This window comes from Nocardia sp. NPDC019395, from assembly GCF_040632335.1.
Taxonomy (GTDB): Bacteria; Actinomycetota; Actinomycetes; order Mycobacteriales; family Mycobacteriaceae; genus Nocardia.
Genome location: NZ_JBEYBT010000001.1, coordinates 1641205 through 1659453 on the forward strand (window position 1 = coordinate 1641205; position 18249 = coordinate 1659453).

Consider the following 18249-nt stretch of genomic DNA (forward strand, 5'->3'; position numbering starts at 1 on the left):
GTACATTCTGATATCGAGAAGATTAGAACCTGTTCTAGGAGTGGTCAATGGCAGCAGGACTGCCGGAGGTGCGTGACGTGGGCCGGCGCTCGGCCCCCACCCAGCGCGTGATCCAGGTGATCGACTACGTCACCGCCCGGCGCGGCCGGCGGGCCGGACTCTCGGAAATAGCCCGCGACCTGGGCCTGGCCAAGCCCACCTGCCTCGGAATCGTCACCGAACTCACTGCCGCCGGCTACCTCACTCGCGACCCCCGCACCCGTGACTACGGGCCCGGTCCGGCACTGATCGCCGCGGGGCGGGTCGCCCAGGACAGTTTCGCCATCGCCGGCCTCGCCCACCCCGAACTGGAACGTCTCAGCGCGATATACGCCACCACCTGCACCGCCTCCGCCGTGGTCGGCGAACGGATCAGCGTCCTCGACAGCGCCGGGCCGGCGATGGTGCGCGTGGGGGCGACCTATCGTTTCGCACCGCCGGTCGGCCTGATGTATGTGCTCTGGGATACCGATGCCGCCTTGGACGCCTGGCTCACCACGCCGCCCACCGTGCCCCTCCAGCAGGATGAGACCCGGCTGCGCCGGATCGTCGCCGAATGCCGGGAGCGCGGCTACCTGGTGGAGAGCATGACCGGGGCCGGCCGGCAGCTGTACTCGATGCTGGCGGGCGTCGGCGGCCACGAATTGCCCGATGAGCTGCGCACCGCCGTGGCAGAGTTGGTGACCACCCTCGGCGAACGGGTTTACCTGGGTGCCGACCTACGGCCCCGCAAGGAGCATCCGGTGAGCCTGCTCGCGGCACCGACGTACGACACCGACGGCCGCCAGCAACTGGTGCTCACCATGTACGTGGGCCGGCCGATCACCGGCGCCGAGATCGTCCGGCGGGGTACCGCATTGGCCGCGGCGGCCGACGCGGTCACCGCCGCGGCCGGCGGGTTCCCGCCGCACCACCGTTGACCGCAACAGAAACGTGTTCTAGTTTTTAAGCGTGAGCCAGCACACGAAGTCGGCGGCGAGTACCTACGAGCTCTCGCATCAGGCGGCACTCGAGGCCGAATCCGTCCATATCCTCCGAGAGGTGGCCGCGACCTTCGAGCGCCCCGTCCTGCTGTTCTCCGGCGGCAAGGATTCCGTCGTGATGCTGCATCTGGCCACCAAGGCGTTCTGGCCGGCCCCGGTGCCGTTCCCGATCCTGCATATCGATACAGGCCACAACTTCGACGAGGTCATCGCCTACCGCGACGCGGTGGTCGCGAAATCCGGCGTCCGCCTGCTCGTCGGCCGGGTGCAGGACGATATCGATGCCGGCCGGGTCACCGAGGAGACCGGGCCGCGCGCCGGCCGCAACCGGCTGCAGACCGCGACCCTGCTGCGCACCCTGCGTGAGGGCCGGTTCGACGCGGTCTTCGGCGGTGCGCGCCGCGACGAGGAGAAAGCCCGCGCCAAAGAACGCGTGTTCAGTTTCCGCGACGAATACGGCCAGTGGGACCCACGCCGGCAACGCCCCGAACTGTGGAATCTCTACAACGGCAAACACCGTCCCGGCGAACATATCCGGGTCTTCCCGCTGTCCAACTGGACCGAGCTCGATATCTGGACCTATATCGCGAGCGAGGGCATCGAGCTGCCGTCGCTGTACTACGCCCATCGCCGCCCGGTGGTCCAGCGCGACGGAATGCTGCTGGCGCACACCAGGTTCCTGACCTTGCTCGACGGTGAGGAACCGCAGGAGGCGCTGGTCCGGTTCCGCACCGTGGGTGATGCCACCTGCACCGGCTGTGTGGAATCCACCGCCGCCACCCCGGCCGACGTCGTCGAGGAAGTGGCGACCGCGCGGGTCACCGAACGCGGCGCCACCCGCGCCGACGACCGGATCTCCGAGGCCGGGATGGAAGACCGTAAACGAGAGGGCTACTTCTGATGAGCACCCTGCTGCGCCTGGCCACCGCGGGCAGCGTCGACGACGGTAAGTCCACGCTGATCGGACGGCTCCTCTTCGATTCCAAAACGCTGTTCACCGATCAGCTCGACGCGGTGGAACGCACCAGCCGCGACCGCGGCGAGGACTATCCCAATCTCGCCCTGCTCACCGACGGCTTGCGCGCGGAACGCGAGCAGGGCATCACCATCGATGTCGCCCATCGCTACTTCGCTACGCCCCGGCGCAAATTCATCATCGCCGACACCCCGGGACACGTGCAGTACACCCGGAACATGGTCACCGGCGCCTCGACCGCGGATCTCGCGCTCATCCTGGTCGACGCCCGGCACGGGGTGGTCGAGCAGACCCGGCGGCACGCGTTCCTGGCGTCACTGCTGGGGGTCCCGCACCTGGTGCTGTGCGTCAACAAGATGGATCTGGTGGGCTACTCCGCGCAGCGGTTCGCCGAGATCCGCGACGAATTCGCCGCTTTCGCGTCCCGGTTGCAGATCGCGGACCTGACCTTCATTCCGATGTCGGCACTGCACGGCGACAATATCGTGCACCGTAGCGCCACCATGGACTGGTACGAGGGCACCCCGCTGCTGCACCATCTCGAAGAGGTGCATATCGCCTCGGACCGTAATCTCATCGACGCCCGGCTGCCGGTGCAGTACGTGATCCGCAGTCACACTCCGGATTTCCGCGGGTACGCGGGCACCGTGGCCAGCGGTGTCTGGTCCCCCGGCGACGAGATCACCGTACTGCCCTCGGGTCTCACCACCACGGTCACCGGCATCTGGGGGCCCGGCGGGGTACCGCTCGACCACGCCTTCCCGCCGCAGGCCGTCACCGTCGGGCTCGCCGACCAGCTCGATATCGGCCGCGGCGATATGCTCTGCCGCCCCGCCAACCGGCCGCAGGTCAGCCGGGACCTGGACGCGATGGTGTGCTGGTTCAGCGACGAGGACCGGATGCGCCCGGGAGCGTCCTACACCGTCCGCCACACCACCCGCAGCGTGCCCGCGCAGATCCGCACGCTGGACTATCGCCTCGACGTGAACACGCTGCACCGGGACGAGAACGCGACCGCACTGTCACTCAACGAGATCGGCCGGGTGCAGTTGCGGACCCGGCAGCCGCTGCAATTCGACCCCTATCGACGCAACCGCACCACCGGCAGTTTCCTGCTGATCGACGACGTCACCGGAGATACCGTCGGCGCCGGCATGATCACCGGGCCCAGCCTGCCGTCGTCCCGCGTGGTCTGGCATGCCAGCGCGGTCGAACGCGCCGAGCGCCCGACCCGTGGGCTGACCGTCTGGCTCACCGGGCTGTCGGGGTCCGGTAAATCCTCCGTGGCGGTAGAGCTCGAACGCCGCCTGGTGGCCGCCGGGCGGCCGGCGTTCCTGCTCGACGGCGATAATCTGCGCCACGGCCTCAATGCCGATCTGGGTTTCAGCGCGGCCGATCGCACCGAGAACATCCGCCGGGTCGGTGAGGTGGCCCGGCTGTTCGCCGAATCCGGGACGATCGCCATCGTCTCGCTCATCAGCCCCTACCGGGCCGACCGCGACCGTGCCCGCGCCACCCACGACGGCGCCGGGATTCCGTTCGTCGAGGTCTTCGTGGACACGCCACTGGAGATATGCGAGGCCCGCGACCCCAAGGGTCTCTACGCGAAGGCCCGCGCCGGAGAGGTTCGCGGTTTCACCGGGATAGATGACCCCTACGAGGCGCCCCACGCGCCGGCGCTGGTGCTACGTCCGCAGGACGGCGATCCGGCCGCGATGGCCGCCACGATCCTGGCGCTACTGGCGCGGGAGGACAGCGCCTGACGTCCGGCGCAGGCACTCCGGATCGCCTCCGTTGCGCCGTCCCGGCAACAGCACCCGCGTTCCGTACAGTCGAGTAGCTTTCGACGACCTGAACTGGGACAACGGCTACAGCCGTGTCGGCGCCTACGGCCAGTCAAAGCTGGCGAATCTGCTGTTCACCTACGAGCTACAGCGCCGCCTGAGCGCCGCCGGTCAGGACACGCTCGCTGTCGCGGCCCACCCGGGCGGGGCGAACACCGAGCTGGGCCGCCATCTGCCGGCAGTAGTACGGATACCGGCCATGCGAGTGTTGTCCCAACCCGCATCGATGGGCGCACTTCCGACGCTGCGGGCCGCGACCGATCCCCACGTGCTCGGCGCGCAGTATTACGGTCCCAGCGGGCCGGGCGGGATCCGGGGGCTACCCGAGCTCGTCTCCTCCAGCAAGCAGTCCCACAATGCCGACCTGCAACGGACACTGTGGCAGGTCTCCGAGGAACTGACCGGCGTCACCTACTCGGTGAACTGATCCCGGCCCGCCCGCAACCGGTAGCCCCGCCGCATAGGAATCCGGCCACCGATCACGGACGCAATCACTAGTCTCGAACCCATACGGCGGCGCGGAAGCTGCCCGGATCCTGGGCCGTCATCACTGCCGGTATTTGATACTCTGATGGAAATTTGTACCGAAAGGGTGGTTATGCGGTCTACTCTGCTGTCCCGGCGCGACCTCGAGTTCCTGCTCTACGAATGGCTCGACGTCGAGGACCTGACCGAGCGGCCACGCTTCTCCGACCATTCACGCGACACCTTCGACGCGGTGTTCGATCTGAGCGAACAGCTGGCCACCAAGTACTTCGCCACCCATAACAAGCTCAACGACACCCACGAACCCACCTTCGACGGCGATACGGTCACCATCATCCCGGAGGTCCGCGCGGCATTGACCGCGTTCGCCGAGGCGGGCATGGTCGGGGCGACCATGGACGCGGAACTGGGCGGCGCGCAGCTCCCGGCGGCCGTCGCGCAGGCGGCATTCGCCTGGTTCCACGCCGCCAATCCCGGCACCAGCGCCTACCCGCTGCTCACCATCGGCAACGCCAATCTGCTGATCGCGCACGCCGGCGAGGATCTGGTTCGGCGTTTCGTCCCGCCGATGCTCGAAGGCCGGTATTTCGGCACCATGTGCCTGTCCGAACCCCAGGCCGGCTCCTCGCTCGCCGATATCGTGACCCGCGCCGAACCCCACGACGACGGCACCTACCGGATCTTCGGCACCAAGATGTGGATCTCCGGCGGCGATCACGAACTCGGCGAGAACATCGTGCATCTGGTGCTGGCGAAAATCCCGGGCGGCCCAGCGGGCACCAAAGGGATCTCGCTGTTCGTGGTTCCGCGTTTCCTGGTCCAGAAAGACGGATCGCTGGGCGAGCGCAACGATGTGGCGCTGGCCGGTATCAACCACAAGATGGGTTTCCGCGGCACAGTCAACACGGTCCTCAATTTCGGTGAGGGCCGCTGGACACCGCAGGGGTCCGCGGGTGCGATCGGCTATCTCGTCGGCGAACCGCACCAGGGCCTCAAATACATGTTCCACATGATGAACGAAGCCCGCAGCGGTGTCGGACTGGTCGCCGCCGCCCTCGGGTACACCGGCTACCTCGAATCACTCGACTACGCCCGCACCCGCCCACAGGGCCGCACAAAGGGCGCCGCCGACCCGGCCTCCCCACAGCGGCCGATCATCGAGCACGCCGACGTCAAACGCATGCTGCTCGCGCAGAAGAGCTATGCCGAGGGCGGCCTGGCGCTGGTGCTGTACTGCGCCCGCCTCATCGACGAACAGCACACCGCCGAAACCGCGGACGAACGCCGCGCACTCACCCTACTGCTGGATATTCTCACACCGATCGCCAAGAGCTGGCCCTCGCAGTGGTGCCTGACCGCCAACGATCTCGCCATCCAGGTACTCGGCGGCTACGGCTACACCCGCGAATACAACGTCGAACAGCACTACCGGGACAACCGCCTGAACCCGATCCACGAAGGCACTCACGGTATCCAGGGCCTGGACCTGCTGGGCCGCAAGGTCACCCAGCAGTCGGGCGCGAGCCTGCGCGAACTGGACGACCGGATCCGGACCACCCTGGCCACCGCACAGGACCTCGGCGGTGTCCCCGCCGATCTGGCCGACCGGCTGGAGAAATCCTGGACCCGCCTGGTCGCGGTCACCGGCAGCCTGTTCGCGGCCGGCGATATCGAGGTCGCCCTGGCCAACAGTTCGGTCTACCTGGAGGCTTTCGGCCACCACGTCGTGGCCTGGATCTGGCTGGAGCAAACGATCGCCGCCCACGGCCGCACCGGCGATTTCTACGACGGCAAACGCCACGCGGCCCGCTACTTCTTCCGTCACGAACTCCCCCGCACCGGACCACAATTGGACCTCCTCTCCGACCTGGACACCACCACCCTCGATATGGCGGAGAACTGGTTCTGACGTCGCGCATTCACCGATGCCGTCCCAACCCTGACGCCGCCCGGTTACCGGACGAACTTCCGAGAACGTCATCAGTGCCCGGGACCTTCGTCCGATCCGTTCTCGGATCGATCACCCTGCGGCCACAGCACTGCCCAGAGCAGAACTCCCAGTGGTAGTCCGGCAGCAACAGCCAGGCCGAATGCGATCATCGCGCGACCCCGGCCGCATACCAACGCGCGAAGGACAACCGGGGGATCACCGTTTCCACGTCGGCGACGTTCATCACCCGATTCAGCTCCAACGGGCCGAGGTGGTCAGGGGCGGGCAGGATCACCATGTCCGCTCCGGCGCTGCGCGCCTGATCGGCGACCGGCAGCACCGAGCGCTCATCCGGCCACACCACCCGGTAGCCGAGCCGATCGGCCAGCCGCCGCACCTGCGCACGGTCCCATTCCGGCGCAGTGCTCACGTCGTAATCGATCCAGCAGAATGCGATCGAGGCGCTCATGATGTCGCGCTGTCGGTCTGGACATCGAGTATGACGCGGCCTTGTGGTGTCGCCGACCAACTGAGGGCAAGCGGTGTCACCTGCCACGCGGTGCGACGAAGGCCGACGCCGTCGACCAGCAGGCCAGCACTGTCGAGGATGCAGACCGCGCGGCGCACGGTGTGTTTACTCAGACAAGTTGCACGAGCGATCTGCTCGACGGTGAGCTGTGAGCCAGGGAGAAGCGCGCGCAGTACGTGCATCTCGCGGACGGTGAGAGACTGAGCGAGCTCAGATTTGGACATGTGGGTCACCTCGGGTTGAGGTCAGTGGTCCGTCCCAGCTCATCGCGTACCGCTTCTGCGCATAAGACCTGCGCTCCGGACAGGTGTGTGCAGCTGGGGTGTGCAGAAAGGCCTGATCGTCGTCATCGGAGCAATTGCCATGCCACACTCCGCATATGGGACGTCACCCGAAACAGCCGAACCACCAGTTGGCGGAGCTGCTCAACGAGACTCACGTGAGCCGAAAAGGGTTGGCGCGTCGAGTTGTCGAGCGGGGCCGGTCGATCGGCGTCCACCTGCGCTACGACCACACATCAGTAGGCCGATGGCTGGCCGGCGAGCGACCGACACCGCCCGGACCGAACTTGATCGCAGACGTGCTCACCGAGCTGTGTGGGCGCCGCATCACGCCGTCCGATTGCGGTATGCCCGCCGGTGAATCAGCGGACCTGGGACTGGAATTCTCGTTGAGCCTCACGGAGGCCACAGCCTCCGTTACTGCGTTATGGAGGAGCGATGTGGAGCGTCGCCGTTTTCTGGAGGGCGCGGCATACGCGGTCGCGGTCTACCCGGTCGCGAGCATGCGCTGGCTGACCTTGCCGGGTAACGAGCACCCGATCTCCTCGACTGGCCTCCGCCGTGTCGGGGTGGCTGATATCGACGCTCTGCGGACCATGAACACTGCTTTTCGTGACCTGGACAATCAGGTGGGAGGAGGCAAGGTCCGCTCCACGGTGGTGCACTACCTACACACATCGGTCGCCCCGCTGCTGCGTAGCAGCTACACCGAGGAAGTCGGCCGTCGCCTCTTCGCGGTGACCGCCGAGCTGACGAAACTGGCCGGCTGGGCAGCTTACGATCTCGAGGAACACGGACTCGCACAGCGGTACTTGATCCAGGCACTCCGGATGGCCCGCGCCGCTGGGGATTCGGCGCTGGGCTCCGAGATCCTTGCAGCGATGAGTCACCAGGCGACCTACGTCGGTCGGCCCGGTGATGCTGTAGATCTCGCGCGGGCGGCACAGATCGCGGCCCGCTCGGCGAGGTTGCCTGCGCTGGAAGCCGGATGCCACATGGTGGAAGCCCACGGGCACGCCGCCCGCGCCGATGCTCGTTCCTGCGCGCGTTCACTGAACGCGGCCGAAGGCGCATTCGACCGCGAGGGTTCGAACCGTCCCACGTGGCTGAACTACCTCGACTCGGCGTACATGGCGGCAAAGACCAGTCAATGCTTCCGCGACCTCGGCGACAACGAGCGTGCCGCAACGCTGGCGCGGCAATCGCTCGATATGAGCGATGGGTATCAGCGCGGAAAAGTCTTCAACCTGTGCCTGCTCGCGTCGAGCCTCGCCTCCGAGGATCCCCACGAGGCAGTCCGGATCGGTATGCAAGCGCTCGAATTGTCGAGCGCCGTGGAGTCCCGCCGGACGCATGCATATCTGCGCGATGTGCGAGCCCGGCTGGTCCCGTACAGCGCGATCCCGACGGTAGCGGGGTTCCGCGAGCGGGTCGCAGCGGCTAGGACAGTGTGAGGGCCCGATACACACCGACGATGGTCGCTGCGCCGACGATCTCGCCCCGATCGATCATCTGGAACGCTTCTTCGAGCGGGACCCACCGGATCGTCTCGGCCTCGTTGACGTCGGGTCGGGTGTCGGTGAGATCGGCGCCGCGGGCAAGGTAGATATCCTGCGGATGGTCGAGGGTGCCGATCGCGGGCTGATAGGTTACGAGGTGCCGCATTGTGCGCGGGCGCCAGCCTGTCTCCTCCTCGACCTCACGAGCTGCCGCGGTGGCGACATCTTCGGCGTGGTCGACGTATCCGCCGGGCAGCTCCCACACCCACTGATCGATGATCCATCGGTGCCGGTACATCAGCAGTACCTCACGGTCGTCATTGAGTACCAGCGTCATAGCGCACCGCGGCATCCGGGCGACGTACTGCGTGAACTCAGCCCCGTCAGGAAGCCGAATGTCGGCTGTCGACAACCGAATGTGCCGGTTCTCGTCCACCAGGCGCTCACCGAGGACCATCCATTGGGTATCGCTCACACCCGACGACGGTAGTGGAATCGGGTGCAAACCGGGAGTTCAGATATTCGGCGGCGACCAGCTGCGTCGGTGAAGTCGAGCGCAACCCGCCACCGCGGCTGATCGGGCCCGTTCTTATGCATCGCGCGGGCCGTCTGCATTGCGCGTCCTGTCGTCTTCCGCTGATGCGTATGTCTTGATCCGGGCTGTGTGGCCGGGGATGTGGATGGTGGCGCGGAGTGCGATCAGGTCCCGCCAGGGCATGTGTTGCTCGGGAAGGGGCTCGCCGGCGCGGTTGAAGAGACGTAGCAACACCGGGATATCGGCCACCTGGTCGGGGATCGCACTCAGTGCCTCGCGAAGCTCCTGGGCGTGGTCGCGGACCAGCGCAACACGCTGTTGATACGTGGTCGAAGCGATGAGTCCGGCGATCGCGCCCTGGTCCATCGCGTCCTGATTGTCGACCACCGCGGGGTGTCCGTTGCGAATGCCGCGGGCCGCGTCGGTGAGGAGTGGATCGCTCAGCGCGATGTGACTCAACGTCCAGTCGATGTCGTCACGTGCTGGCACCGAGTAACTTGCCGTGTCCGGAATCGACTCGGCAAGCCTCAGTAGGCCGTGGTAGGCAGCCTCGAATTCGGTGGTATCCATAGTTCCTTCCCGGGTGAGGGGTGAGACGGGCTATTTGCTGAGCACTGCGGTATCCCGGTTGGCGCGCGAGAGTGCGGTGAGCACGAGCAGGCACAAGACGGCGACGGTTCCGGCGAACCAGGTCATGGCTGTGGTGAGGTCGAGGGCGGTGGCGAGGATGCCGACTCCGAGCACGGGCAGTCCGACGCCGGTGTAGACGATGACGTAGAAGCTGGAGAGCACCTCGGCGTGCCTGGAGGAGGGGGCGTTGTTGTTCACCGTGGTGAGGCCGCCGAGGAACACCAGCCCGTGCCCGACCCCGGCGAGGACGGTGGCTGCCAGCAGAAGTGCAAGCGACGGTGTGTTCCCTACCAGCACAAGGAGACCCAGCCCCACCGCCAGGATCGGCAGTCCGGCGAGTTGTAGGCGGCGTGGTGGTTGTCCGTAGGTGATGAGTTGGACGGCGACGGAGCCGGCCAGCATGAGTGCTGCGGTGCCGCCGCCGAGGAGCAGGTTCGTGCTGCCCGTCAGCGTCGCGACGTAGGCCGGGATGAGGGACAGGAACAGACCGATGACCGCGAAGGCGAGGAAGTTTGCGGTCCCGCTGGTCATGAACACTGTTCGCATCACGGCAGGAACCCGAGGTCGGCGAGGACGCCACCGTGTCACCTGCTGCGTCGAGGGCATCCGCGTCACCGTGACGGCCGCGGGGATGAGGAGCGCGATCTCTACGACGAACGGCAGCACGTCAGGGGCTGGCGCGTACTCGGCGATGAGTCCGGCCAGGACCGGCCCCAGGCCCAGGCCGCCGACCGAGGCCACCGTGGTGACCAACGCGGCCTTGCGGCGGTTGCCGGTGGGTTCGAGTTCGCTGAGCGCCGCCGTCAATGCCCCGGATGCCGCGCCGACGGAGAGGCCCTGCAAGATCCGGGCGGCGAACAACCAGCCAGTGTCGGTGGCGAGCGCGAACCCCAGTGATCCCAAGGCGGCCAGCGCAAGGGCTGGTAGCAGAACCCGGCGTCGCCCGATCGCGTCGGAGAGCGGGCCGGCCACCAGCAGGGATGGGATGAGGACCGCGACGTAGACGGCAAAGATCAGCGTGACGACGAACGGCGAGAACCCGAACTTCGTTTCGTAGCTGCGGTACAGCGGTGTCGGCAGGTTGGTTCCGGTCAGCAATATCAGCAGCGCATACGCCGTCGTCCAGAACCGCCGGCGGCTCGCTTCACCGGCCCGCGGGGTGCGGACATACAACGCTGCTGAGCCGGGAGGCTCAGCAGCATCCTGAGTGCCGCCGTGGTCTGTCCTGCCATCTTGCCTCATGTTCATGGTTTCCGAACATAACAGATGTTCACATATCTCGAACATATTCGATACGGTGGAGCGTATGGCGAGTAGGACCGCAACCAAGCTCGTGCACCCAGCCGCCGGCGAACTGGAGTTCACGACAGTGATGGCAGCGCTGAGCGACCCGGTCCGATTGGCGATCATTGCGCGGCTCGCCGAGGTCGAACCCGAGGGCGAATTGGCCTGCGCGACATTCGCACTGCCCGTCAGCAAATCCACCCAAAGTGGGCATTTCAAGACGCTGCGTGAGGCAGGGGTGATCTACCAGCGAGACGAAGGAACCAGGCGACTGAATCGGCTTCGGCGCACTGACCTCGATACTCGCTTCCCCGGGCTCCTCGATCTCGTCATCCCGCAAGGCCGCGACATCATCGCCGGTTGGGCGTAGCCGAGACAGGGTCGAAAGGATTGTCGCCGATGACGCAAGAAGCGGGCCCCAACGCCACATCCAGCAGTCTTCCTGGTAGCCCGGAGGCTGAGCAGGCCGCGTCGACACTGCTGAAGCTCATGCCGTTCGCCGAGTCCGTGGGAATCCGGCTTACCGAGGCCACCACGGAACACGTGGTCGGGATTCTGGACTGGGCAGAGCAGCGCTGCACAGCCGGTGGGATCCTGCACGGCGGCGTGTTGATGGCGCTGGCCGACAGCGTCGGCGGCGCGTGTGCCTACCTGAACCTGCCGCCTGGCGCCGCCACCTCGACGATCGAATCGAAGACCAACTTCTTCCGCGGTGTGAGATCCGGACAGGTGACCGCGACAGGGCGGCCAGTTCATGTCGGCGGTCGAACCATCGTTGTGCAGACCGAAATCCGCGACAACAACCAGAAACTCGTTGCGCTCATCACCCAGACACAAGCCGTCCTACGCGGCGACTGACCGGCCACGCGCGCGGCGCCTCGACAACCTGCTTGCCGGCAACAGCTATGTTCAGTGGAATGACCTGGATCGCACCCGATATCGACCGGACCGACCCGGTACGCACCGGCCCGGAACGGCCGATGCTGCAGTCCTGGCTGGACTTCCACCGGCGGACCCTGTTGGGCAAATGCGCCGATCTCGACCCGGCGCATTTGAAACACCGTGGAGTTCCGCCCTCGGGGCTCTCGCTGCACGGTTTGGTGCGGCATATGTCGGAGGTCGAACGCGGCTGGTTCCGGAACGCCGCGGCCGGGCAACGGCTCGCGTATCTCTACTGCGCCGCCACCAACCCGAACGGCGATTTCGACGATATCGACGCGGCCGATCCCGCGGCTGATTTCGCTGTGTACCACCGTGAGACACGGCTGGCGGATGCGGCGGTGGCCGAACTGCCGCTCGACCACCTCTGCCACCACCCGGCCGGCCTCGAGTTCAGTCTCCGTTGGGTGTACCTGCATCTCATCGAGGAGTACGCCCGGCACAACGGGCATGCCGATCTGCTGCGCGAACAGATCGACGGCCGGACCGGAGACTGAACCCGGCGCGGGAGCTATGCCGGGACCGCGACCGCGCGCACCACTGCGGCCACGCCCGCCGAACTCACCGAATCGGCCCGCGCACACGACCATCCGGTCCGGCTGTTACGGCGGTACTCCAGATAGGCGATCGCGTGGTCGGCGACGGTGTGCCCGGTCAGGCTCAGCACTTCGATCTCGCGTCCGGCCTGCCCGAATGCGGCCACCACGGCGGCGACCGGATCGGTGCCCTGATGGGTACTGGTGTGGGATCGGTCGTCGACGACCAACCCCACCGTGACGACCGGTTCTGCCTCCGGTCCGGTCACCCGCATATCCTTCAACTGCACATCCGGCGGTTCCGGGGTGTCGATATACGCCGCGTCGAATAGCGCGCTCAGTTCGGCGGCAGTCACCTCGGCGCCCGAACCGTCCGTATGTTGCTGTACCTGCCGGGCGAAATCGATCTGCAATCGGCGTGGCAGGTCCAGGCCGTGTTCGGTATCGAGCAGGTAGGCGATCCCGCCTTTGCCCGATTGTGAATTCACCCGGACCACCGCGTCGTAGCCGCGGCCGATATCGGCCGGGTCGATGGGCAGGTACGGCACCCGCCATTCGATCTCCCGTTCGTCGCGGCCGGTCCGCGCGGCGCGGGCCCGGTGCTCGGCGAAGCCCTTCTTGATGGCGTCCTGGTGGGTCCCGGAGAACGCGGTGTGCACCAGGTCCCCTACATACGGATGCCTCGGATGGATCGGCAGGCGGGTGCAGTATTCGACGGTGCGCCGGATCTCGTCGATATCGGAGAAATCGATCATCGGATCGACGCCCTGGGCGTGCAGGTTCAATGCCAGGGTGGCGATATCGACATTGCCGGTGCGTTCACCGTTGCCGAAAACACAACCCTCCACGCGCTGCGCGCCGGCCAGCACCGCCAGTTCGGCACAGGCCACACCGGTTCCGCGGTCGTTGTGCGGGTGCACCGACAGGATGACGCTGTCGCGGCGGGCCAGGTTGCGGTGCATGTATTCGATCTGGTCGGCGTAGACATTGGGCGTCGCGATCTCGACCGTGGCCGGCAGATTCAGGGTCACCGGCCGTTGCGGGCTCGCCTGCCACAGCTCGGTGACGCTATCGCAGATATCGAGGACGTATCCGGGTTCGGTCTGGTTGAAAACCTCCGGGGAGAACTGGAACCGTACCCGCGGCAGATCTCCAGCGAGTTCGAGGACATCACGCGCACCGTCCAGGATCAGTTCGCGTACCGCGTCGGAATCCTTGCCCAGTACGGTTTCCCGCCAGACGGGTGCGGTCGCGGTGTACAGGTGGATGACCACCTCGTTGTCCAGTCCGCGCACCGATTCGACAGTCCGCGCGATCAGGTCGCGGCGGGCGGGGGTGAAAACGACCAAAGTCACGTCCGGCGGCGCGATCCCGGTATCGGCCAGCACTCGGACGAAATCGAAATCTGCCTGCGAGGCCGACGGGTAGCCGATCTCGATCTCCTTGTACCCCATGGCGACCAGCAGGGTGAAGAACCGGCGTTTACGGTCGGGGTCCATGGGCTCTGCCAGGGCCTGGTTGCCGTCGCGCAGGTCCACCGGGACCCACAGCGGGGCGTGCCGGATACGGGCGCCGGGCCAGTGCCGTTCCTGGCCGGGGATCTGTACGCGGTCGTAGATATCGCGGTACCGGGAGGAGAGCAGCTGTGAATGCCGCTGCCGGTACCAGTTCGGCGCGTCGGCGGGGATCGCGCCGGCGGGCGTGTCGATGGTGGGGTGGGTCTGCGTGGTCATGGGGATACGCCCCGAGCCTTCCTGTCCGTTCGGCCGTCGTGGAAACGGTGATCGGCCGACGACAACCCCACGGCGGGGCGGCCGATCGGTCAGGCCCCGCCGTGGCGGCCGAGGAGCAGCTGCTGCGACATATGGCAGACTGTACACGACTCCTCAGACAAGTAGCGAGGTTGAAATGGTTGTGCAGGTGCGACGCCATCCGCTGGCCGAACAAGCCGCGGATCTACTGCTCGAACGCATCCGGGCGGGCGAATGGCCGCTCGGGCATCGACTGCCCGGCGAGACGACGCTGGCCGCCCAGTTGGGTGTGGGCCGTTCGACGCTGCGCGAGGCCGTACGTGTCCTCGCGGGCAGAGGCGTTCTGGCCAGCCGGCAGGGCGCGGGCGTGTTCGTGACGGCACTGGATGTTCCCGACGACTGGGATATCGTGCTGCGGCGGTCCACCATCGCCTCGGTACTCGAGGCACGTATCGCCATCGAGGCGGAAGCCGCGGCACTGGCCGCCGAACGACGCACCCCCGCGGACCTCCGGGCCATCCGACGGGCTCTGACGGTCCGGGCGACCGAGAGCCGGACGGTCCCCGGACTCGTCGATGCCGATACGGCGTTCCATCGTGCCGTGATCGTGGCCGCCCACAACGACATCCTGACCCAGCTCTTCGACACGTTCCTCCCCCGTTCCAGGACCGCGATGATCGATATGTTGAATATTCGACCGATGCCCGCACCGGACGAGGACCATGCCGCGCACGAGCGGCTCGCCGACGCGATCGCCGCGCGTGATCCCGAGGCCGCGGCCACCCACAGCCGCACCCATCTACAAGCGATCAAGGAGGCCTTCACGTGAGCACGGCCGTTCTGGAACTGACCGACGTCACCTTCCGGCGTGACGGCAATCAGATCATCGACGGTATCTCGCTGACCGTCCGCGCCGGCGAGCACTGGGCGCTGCTCGGCCCGAACGGTGCGGGGAAAAGTACCCTGCTCGGTTTCTGCGGTGCGCTCACCCATCCCACCGGCGGTACCGTCCGGGTCCTCGGGGAGCAGCTCGGGCGGGTGGAACTGCAGAAACTGCGGCGCTCGATCGGGCATGTCAATCCGCGGCACCCGCTACGATCGCCGCTGACAGCGCACGAGGTCGCACTCACCGGGCTCACCGGTACGGTCGACACCCCGATGCGCTGGTCGCCGCGACCGTCGGAGGCAGCCGCCGCCACCGAGGCGCTCGATGCCGTCGGTATGGCGGATAAAGCGGAGCGACGCTGGTCCACCCTGTCCCAGGGCGAACGGGGACGGACACTCATCGCCCGGGCACTGATCACCGCCCCGCGGCTACTACTGCTCGACGAGCCGACCACCGGCCTGGATGTCGCCGCACGCGAACAGTTGCTGCATACGATCGACGCCTTGGACCGCACGCTTCCCGATCTCGCTTCCGTCCTGGTGACCCACCACCTCGAGGAACTGCCGACCACGACCACTCACGCGCTGTTGATCGCCGATGGGCGAACCGTCGCCGCCGGCCCGGCCGGCGAAACGATCACCACGGCAAGTATTTCCGCCACGTTCGACCATCCTGTTCGCGTCGGCCGGGAGGGCGGCCGCTGGTCCGCGCGGTCCCCGGTACACCAGCCGGTGGGGTGAGCTCTACACTCGGGGCCCGGACGGTGGCCGAAATTTCCGGTTTAGATACATTAAAGATTGTGTGTATCGTAATGGGGTGACCACAGCCAGCCGCACCTCCCGACCGCCCGGCCGCCCGGCCTCGGCCACCCGTGAAGAAGTCGTCGCCCTGGCCCGGCAGGCGTTCCTGGCCGGCGAACGGGTCGACGTCCAGGCCATCGCCGCCCAGCTCAAACTGAGCCGCGCCTCGATCTACCGCTGGTTCGGTTCCCGCGACGGCGTACTCGGCGCCGTACTGGCCGGAGAATTCGAATCCCTCATCGAACGCGCGGATGCCCGTCGCCGTGATGCCGGCGCCCGGCGCATCCTGAGCGTGCTCGACCGGGTGAACCGCTGGATGGCCGGTAACGAACCGTTCCGGCGCTATTTCGAGAACGAACCGCTGGCCGGTCTGCGGATTCTCACCTCCAGCGACGGCCCGGTCCAGCCGCGGATCCTGGTCGCGGTCGAGCGGCTCATCATCCGCGCCGAGGAACAGGACGGTTACGTCCCGCAACTGGAACGTTCCCTGCTCGCGTATTCCCTGGTACGGCTGGGGGAAGCATTCCTGTACCACGACAACGTGACCGGCCTCCGGGGCGATGTCGACCGGCTCCACCAGGTACAGACCGCACTGCTGGGAATAGATCCGCCACAGGAGTAGACGCTATGAACTCGGACAGGGATACCGGAGGGCCGCGTACGGAGGCCGCGGGAGTAGTACTCGCCGCCGGCGCCGGCCGCCGGTTCGGCAGGCCCAAGGCCGAGGTGCTGTTCGAAGGGGAACGCCTCGTCGACCGCGCGGTGCGGCTGCTGCGCGACGGAGGGTGTGAACGGGTACTGGTGGTCTCGGGGGCGGTGGGGTTGCAGGTGGACGGGGCCGTCGTGGTGCACAACCACGAGTGGGCGGGCGGAATGGGCTCCTCCCTGACGACCGGATTGCGCGCGGTACGCGAGAACGCCGCGGTGGTGGTTCCGGTCGATATGCCGTGGCTCGGCCCCGAATCCGTCCGCCGGCTGCTCGATTGCGGTGGGCGCGTCGCCGTCGCCGCCTACGGCGACCGGTCCGGACATCCGGTGCTGATCGGGTCCGAATACTTCGCGGCAGTGGCCGCGACCGCCGTCGGAGATATCGGCGCCCGCGAGTTCCTGGCCGCCAATCCCGAATTGGTTCAGTACGTACCGTGCGAGGACACCGGCTCCCCCGACGATGTCGACACCCCGCAGGACCTGATCCGGTGATCCCCGAACCGGACCGGTTCGGCCGGCCCCGGCTCCACGTATTGCGCGCGCTCCGGGGCATGGATCGGCCGTGTGGTTCCCGATAGTGAGCGGGCCGATCCACCGTGGCGCAATGCGATGATCTCCGCACCGATCGCGACGGCTGTCTCCTCCGGTGTACGCCCACCCAATTCGAGCCCGATCGGAGAATGGAGCCGGGACAGTTCCGCCGCGGTGACCCCGGCCTCCCGCAGCCGGGCACGTCGCTCGGCGTCGGCCCGACGCGACCCCATCGCACCCACATAGGCGACCGGTAGCCGCAACGCCTCGACCAGGACCGGGATATCGAATTTCGGATCATGGGTCAGCACACACAGCACCGTCCGCGAATCCACCTCGGTCTCACGGAGGTAGCGGTGTGGCCAGTCCGCGACCACCTCGTCGGCTTCCGGTTGCCGCGCGCGATCGGCGAAGGCCGGCCGGGCCTCGCAGACCGTGACGCGATACCCCAGCAGCCGCCCCACCCGGCACAGTGCGGCCGCGAAAACGTTGGCGCCGAAGACGATCATCCGCGGAGGCGCGGCGAAGGACTGGACGAACACCTCTCGGGCCGAACGCCCACACCCGATCGTGCATACCCCGGTACTCCCCTGCTCGAGCATGGCGCGCGCCTGCGTGATCACCGGTTCCGACCGGTGACCGTCGGAACACAACACGGAGCGGGACGTCACGGCCGTCATCGCCCCGGTCGCGAGGTCCCGGGCCAGCGCGACCGTCGCGGAAGGGTCCAGTGCGACCTCGACGACCGGGAAATCGGCGGCGGTCACCCGCTGTACGAAGATCTCGAGTTCACCTCCGCAGGTGAGACCGACCGCGAACGCGTCGGAATCACTGAATCCGAAGCTCTGGCGGGCGGGTACCCCCGAGGCCAGCACCGCGGTGCACAGGTCGTACACGGCTCCCTCGACACAGCCACCGGAGAGGCTGCCGCGAACGGCGCCCGAGGCGGCCACTGCCATACTCGCGCCGAGCGGCAGGGGTGCGCTTCCGCGGATACCCACCACCGTCGCCAGTGCGTACTCGACGCCCTCGGCGTGCCACCCGGCCAGGTGCGCAGCCAGATCGCGCATACTCCACCTCCT

The 18249-nt window shown here is 67.0% G+C and carries 19 protein-coding genes and 1 pseudogene; 13 read left to right on the forward strand and 7 right to left on the reverse strand.

Annotation, left to right across the window (positions count from 1 at the left end):
- Nucleotides 1–47: 47 nt before the first annotated feature.
- The 5 genes and pseudogenes from ABZ827_RS06800 to ABZ827_RS06820 all read left to right on the forward strand — a co-directional run bounded on the left by ABZ827_RS06800 (nt 48) and on the right by ABZ827_RS06820 (nt 6237).
- Nucleotides 48–959, forward strand: a complete 912-nt coding sequence (locus ABZ827_RS06800; protein ID WP_357233544.1) for a helix-turn-helix domain-containing protein — start codon at nt 48–50, stop codon at nt 957–959.
- Between the two features lie 31 nt (nt 960–990).
- Nucleotides 991–1923, forward strand: coding sequence for a sulfate adenylyltransferase subunit CysD (cysD, locus tag ABZ827_RS06805; protein ID WP_357233546.1), 933 nt, complete (start codon nt 991–993; stop codon nt 1921–1923).
- Nucleotides 1923–3761: an adenylyl-sulfate kinase gene (gene cysC, locus ABZ827_RS06810; RefSeq protein ID WP_357233548.1), complete on the forward strand. Its 1839-nt coding sequence runs from the start codon at nt 1923–1925 to the stop codon at nt 3759–3761. The genes cysD and cysC overlap by 1 nt, the downstream gene beginning before the upstream one ends.
- A 55-nt stretch (nt 3762–3816) precedes the next feature.
- Nucleotides 3817–4269: pseudogene (locus ABZ827_RS06815) on the forward strand (short-chain dehydrogenase); the annotation flags it as partial.
- Between the two features lie 171 nt (nt 4270–4440).
- A complete protein-coding gene (locus ABZ827_RS06820; RefSeq protein WP_357233550.1) occupies nt 4441–6237 on the forward strand; it encodes an acyl-CoA dehydrogenase in 1797 nt (598 codons plus the stop codon).
- Between the two features lie 187 nt (nt 6238–6424).
- Here the strand turns inward: ABZ827_RS06820 and ABZ827_RS06825 are convergent, their stop codons facing one another.
- Both ABZ827_RS06825 and ABZ827_RS06830 read right to left on the reverse strand, forming a co-directional pair.
- Complete coding sequence (locus ABZ827_RS06825) at nt 6425–6727, reverse strand: hypothetical protein (RefSeq protein WP_357233551.1); 303 nt, start codon at nt 6725–6727, stop codon at nt 6425–6427.
- Nucleotides 6724–7011, reverse strand: a complete 288-nt coding sequence (locus tag ABZ827_RS06830; protein ID WP_357233553.1) for a hypothetical protein — start codon at nt 7009–7011, stop codon at nt 6724–6726. The genes ABZ827_RS06825 and ABZ827_RS06830 overlap by 4 nt, the downstream gene beginning before the upstream one ends.
- Nucleotides 7012–7166: 155 nt before the next feature.
- Between ABZ827_RS06830 and ABZ827_RS06835 the strand changes: the two genes are divergently transcribed.
- Nucleotides 7167–8522, forward strand: a complete 1356-nt coding sequence (locus ABZ827_RS06835) for a hypothetical protein (protein WP_357233555.1) — start codon at nt 7167–7169, stop codon at nt 8520–8522.
- On the opposite strand, the gene ABZ827_RS06840 is transcribed toward ABZ827_RS06835, so the two are convergent.
- The 3 genes from ABZ827_RS06840 to ABZ827_RS06850 all read right to left on the reverse strand — a co-directional run bounded on the left by ABZ827_RS06840 (nt 8509) and on the right by ABZ827_RS06850 (nt 11142).
- On the reverse strand, nt 8509–9042 hold the full coding sequence (locus ABZ827_RS06840; RefSeq protein WP_357233557.1) for an NUDIX hydrolase: 534 nt from the start codon (nt 9040–9042) through the stop codon (nt 8509–8511). The two genes, ABZ827_RS06835 and ABZ827_RS06840, sit on opposite strands and share 14 nt — an antisense overlap.
- A gap of 114 nt (nt 9043–9156) precedes the next feature.
- The gene (locus ABZ827_RS06845) at nt 9157–9672 is read right to left on the reverse strand and encodes a hypothetical protein (protein WP_357233559.1); all 516 of its coding nucleotides are present in this window, start codon (nt 9670–9672) and stop codon (nt 9157–9159) included.
- A gap of 30 nt (nt 9673–9702) precedes the next feature.
- Nucleotides 9703–11142 (reverse strand): MFS transporter, encoded by a 1440-nt coding sequence (locus tag ABZ827_RS06850; RefSeq protein ID WP_357233561.1) that lies wholly within the window; start codon nt 11140–11142, stop codon nt 9703–9705.
- Here ABZ827_RS06850 and ABZ827_RS06855 point away from each other — a divergent pair.
- The 3 genes from ABZ827_RS06855 (at nt 11039) to ABZ827_RS06865 (ending at nt 12452) form a co-directional block, all read left to right on the forward strand.
- A complete protein-coding gene (locus ABZ827_RS06855) occupies nt 11039–11386 on the forward strand; it encodes an ArsR family transcriptional regulator (protein WP_357233563.1) in 348 nt (115 codons plus the stop codon). The genes ABZ827_RS06850 and ABZ827_RS06855 overlap by 104 nt on opposite strands.
- Nucleotides 11387–11505: 119 nt before the next feature.
- Nucleotides 11506–11874 carry a PaaI family thioesterase gene (locus ABZ827_RS06860; protein ID WP_357234571.1) on the forward strand — a complete coding sequence of 123 codons (369 nt, stop codon included), beginning with the start codon at nt 11506–11508 and terminating at the stop codon, nt 11872–11874.
- Between the two features lie 59 nt (nt 11875–11933).
- Nucleotides 11934–12452 (forward strand): DinB family protein, encoded by a 519-nt coding sequence (locus ABZ827_RS06865; protein WP_357233565.1) that lies wholly within the window; start codon nt 11934–11936, stop codon nt 12450–12452.
- Between the two features lie 14 nt (nt 12453–12466).
- On the opposite strand, the gene ABZ827_RS06870 is transcribed toward ABZ827_RS06865, so the two are convergent.
- Nucleotides 12467–14224 (reverse strand): 2-isopropylmalate synthase, encoded by a 1758-nt coding sequence (locus tag ABZ827_RS06870; RefSeq protein ID WP_357233567.1) that lies wholly within the window; start codon nt 14222–14224, stop codon nt 12467–12469.
- Nucleotides 14225–14399: 175 nt separating this feature from the next.
- Here ABZ827_RS06870 and ABZ827_RS06875 point away from each other — a divergent pair, with 175 nt between their 5' ends.
- The 4 genes from ABZ827_RS06875 to ABZ827_RS06890 all read left to right on the forward strand — a co-directional run bounded on the left by ABZ827_RS06875 (nt 14400) and on the right by ABZ827_RS06890 (nt 17128).
- Nucleotides 14400–15071, forward strand: coding sequence for an FCD domain-containing protein (locus ABZ827_RS06875; protein WP_357233569.1), 672 nt, complete (start codon nt 14400–14402; stop codon nt 15069–15071).
- Nucleotides 15068–15868 carry an ATP-binding cassette domain-containing protein gene (locus ABZ827_RS06880; protein WP_357233571.1) on the forward strand — a complete coding sequence of 267 codons (801 nt, stop codon included), beginning with the start codon at nt 15068–15070 and terminating at the stop codon, nt 15866–15868. The genes ABZ827_RS06875 and ABZ827_RS06880 overlap by 4 nt, the downstream gene beginning before the upstream one ends.
- A gap of 76 nt (nt 15869–15944) precedes the next feature.
- Entirely contained in the window at nt 15945–16550 is a 606-nt protein-coding gene (locus tag ABZ827_RS06885; protein WP_357233573.1) for a QsdR family transcriptional regulator, read from the forward strand.
- Between the two features lie 5 nt (nt 16551–16555).
- A complete protein-coding gene (locus tag ABZ827_RS06890; protein WP_357233575.1) occupies nt 16556–17128 on the forward strand; it encodes a nucleotidyltransferase family protein in 573 nt (190 codons plus the stop codon).
- On the opposite strand, the gene ABZ827_RS06895 is transcribed toward ABZ827_RS06890, so the two are convergent.
- The gene (locus ABZ827_RS06895) at nt 17059–18237 is read right to left on the reverse strand and encodes an XdhC/CoxI family protein (RefSeq protein WP_357233577.1); all 1179 of its coding nucleotides are present in this window, start codon (nt 18235–18237) and stop codon (nt 17059–17061) included. The two genes, ABZ827_RS06890 and ABZ827_RS06895, sit on opposite strands and share 70 nt — an antisense overlap.
- Nucleotides 18238–18249 lie beyond the last annotated feature (12 nt).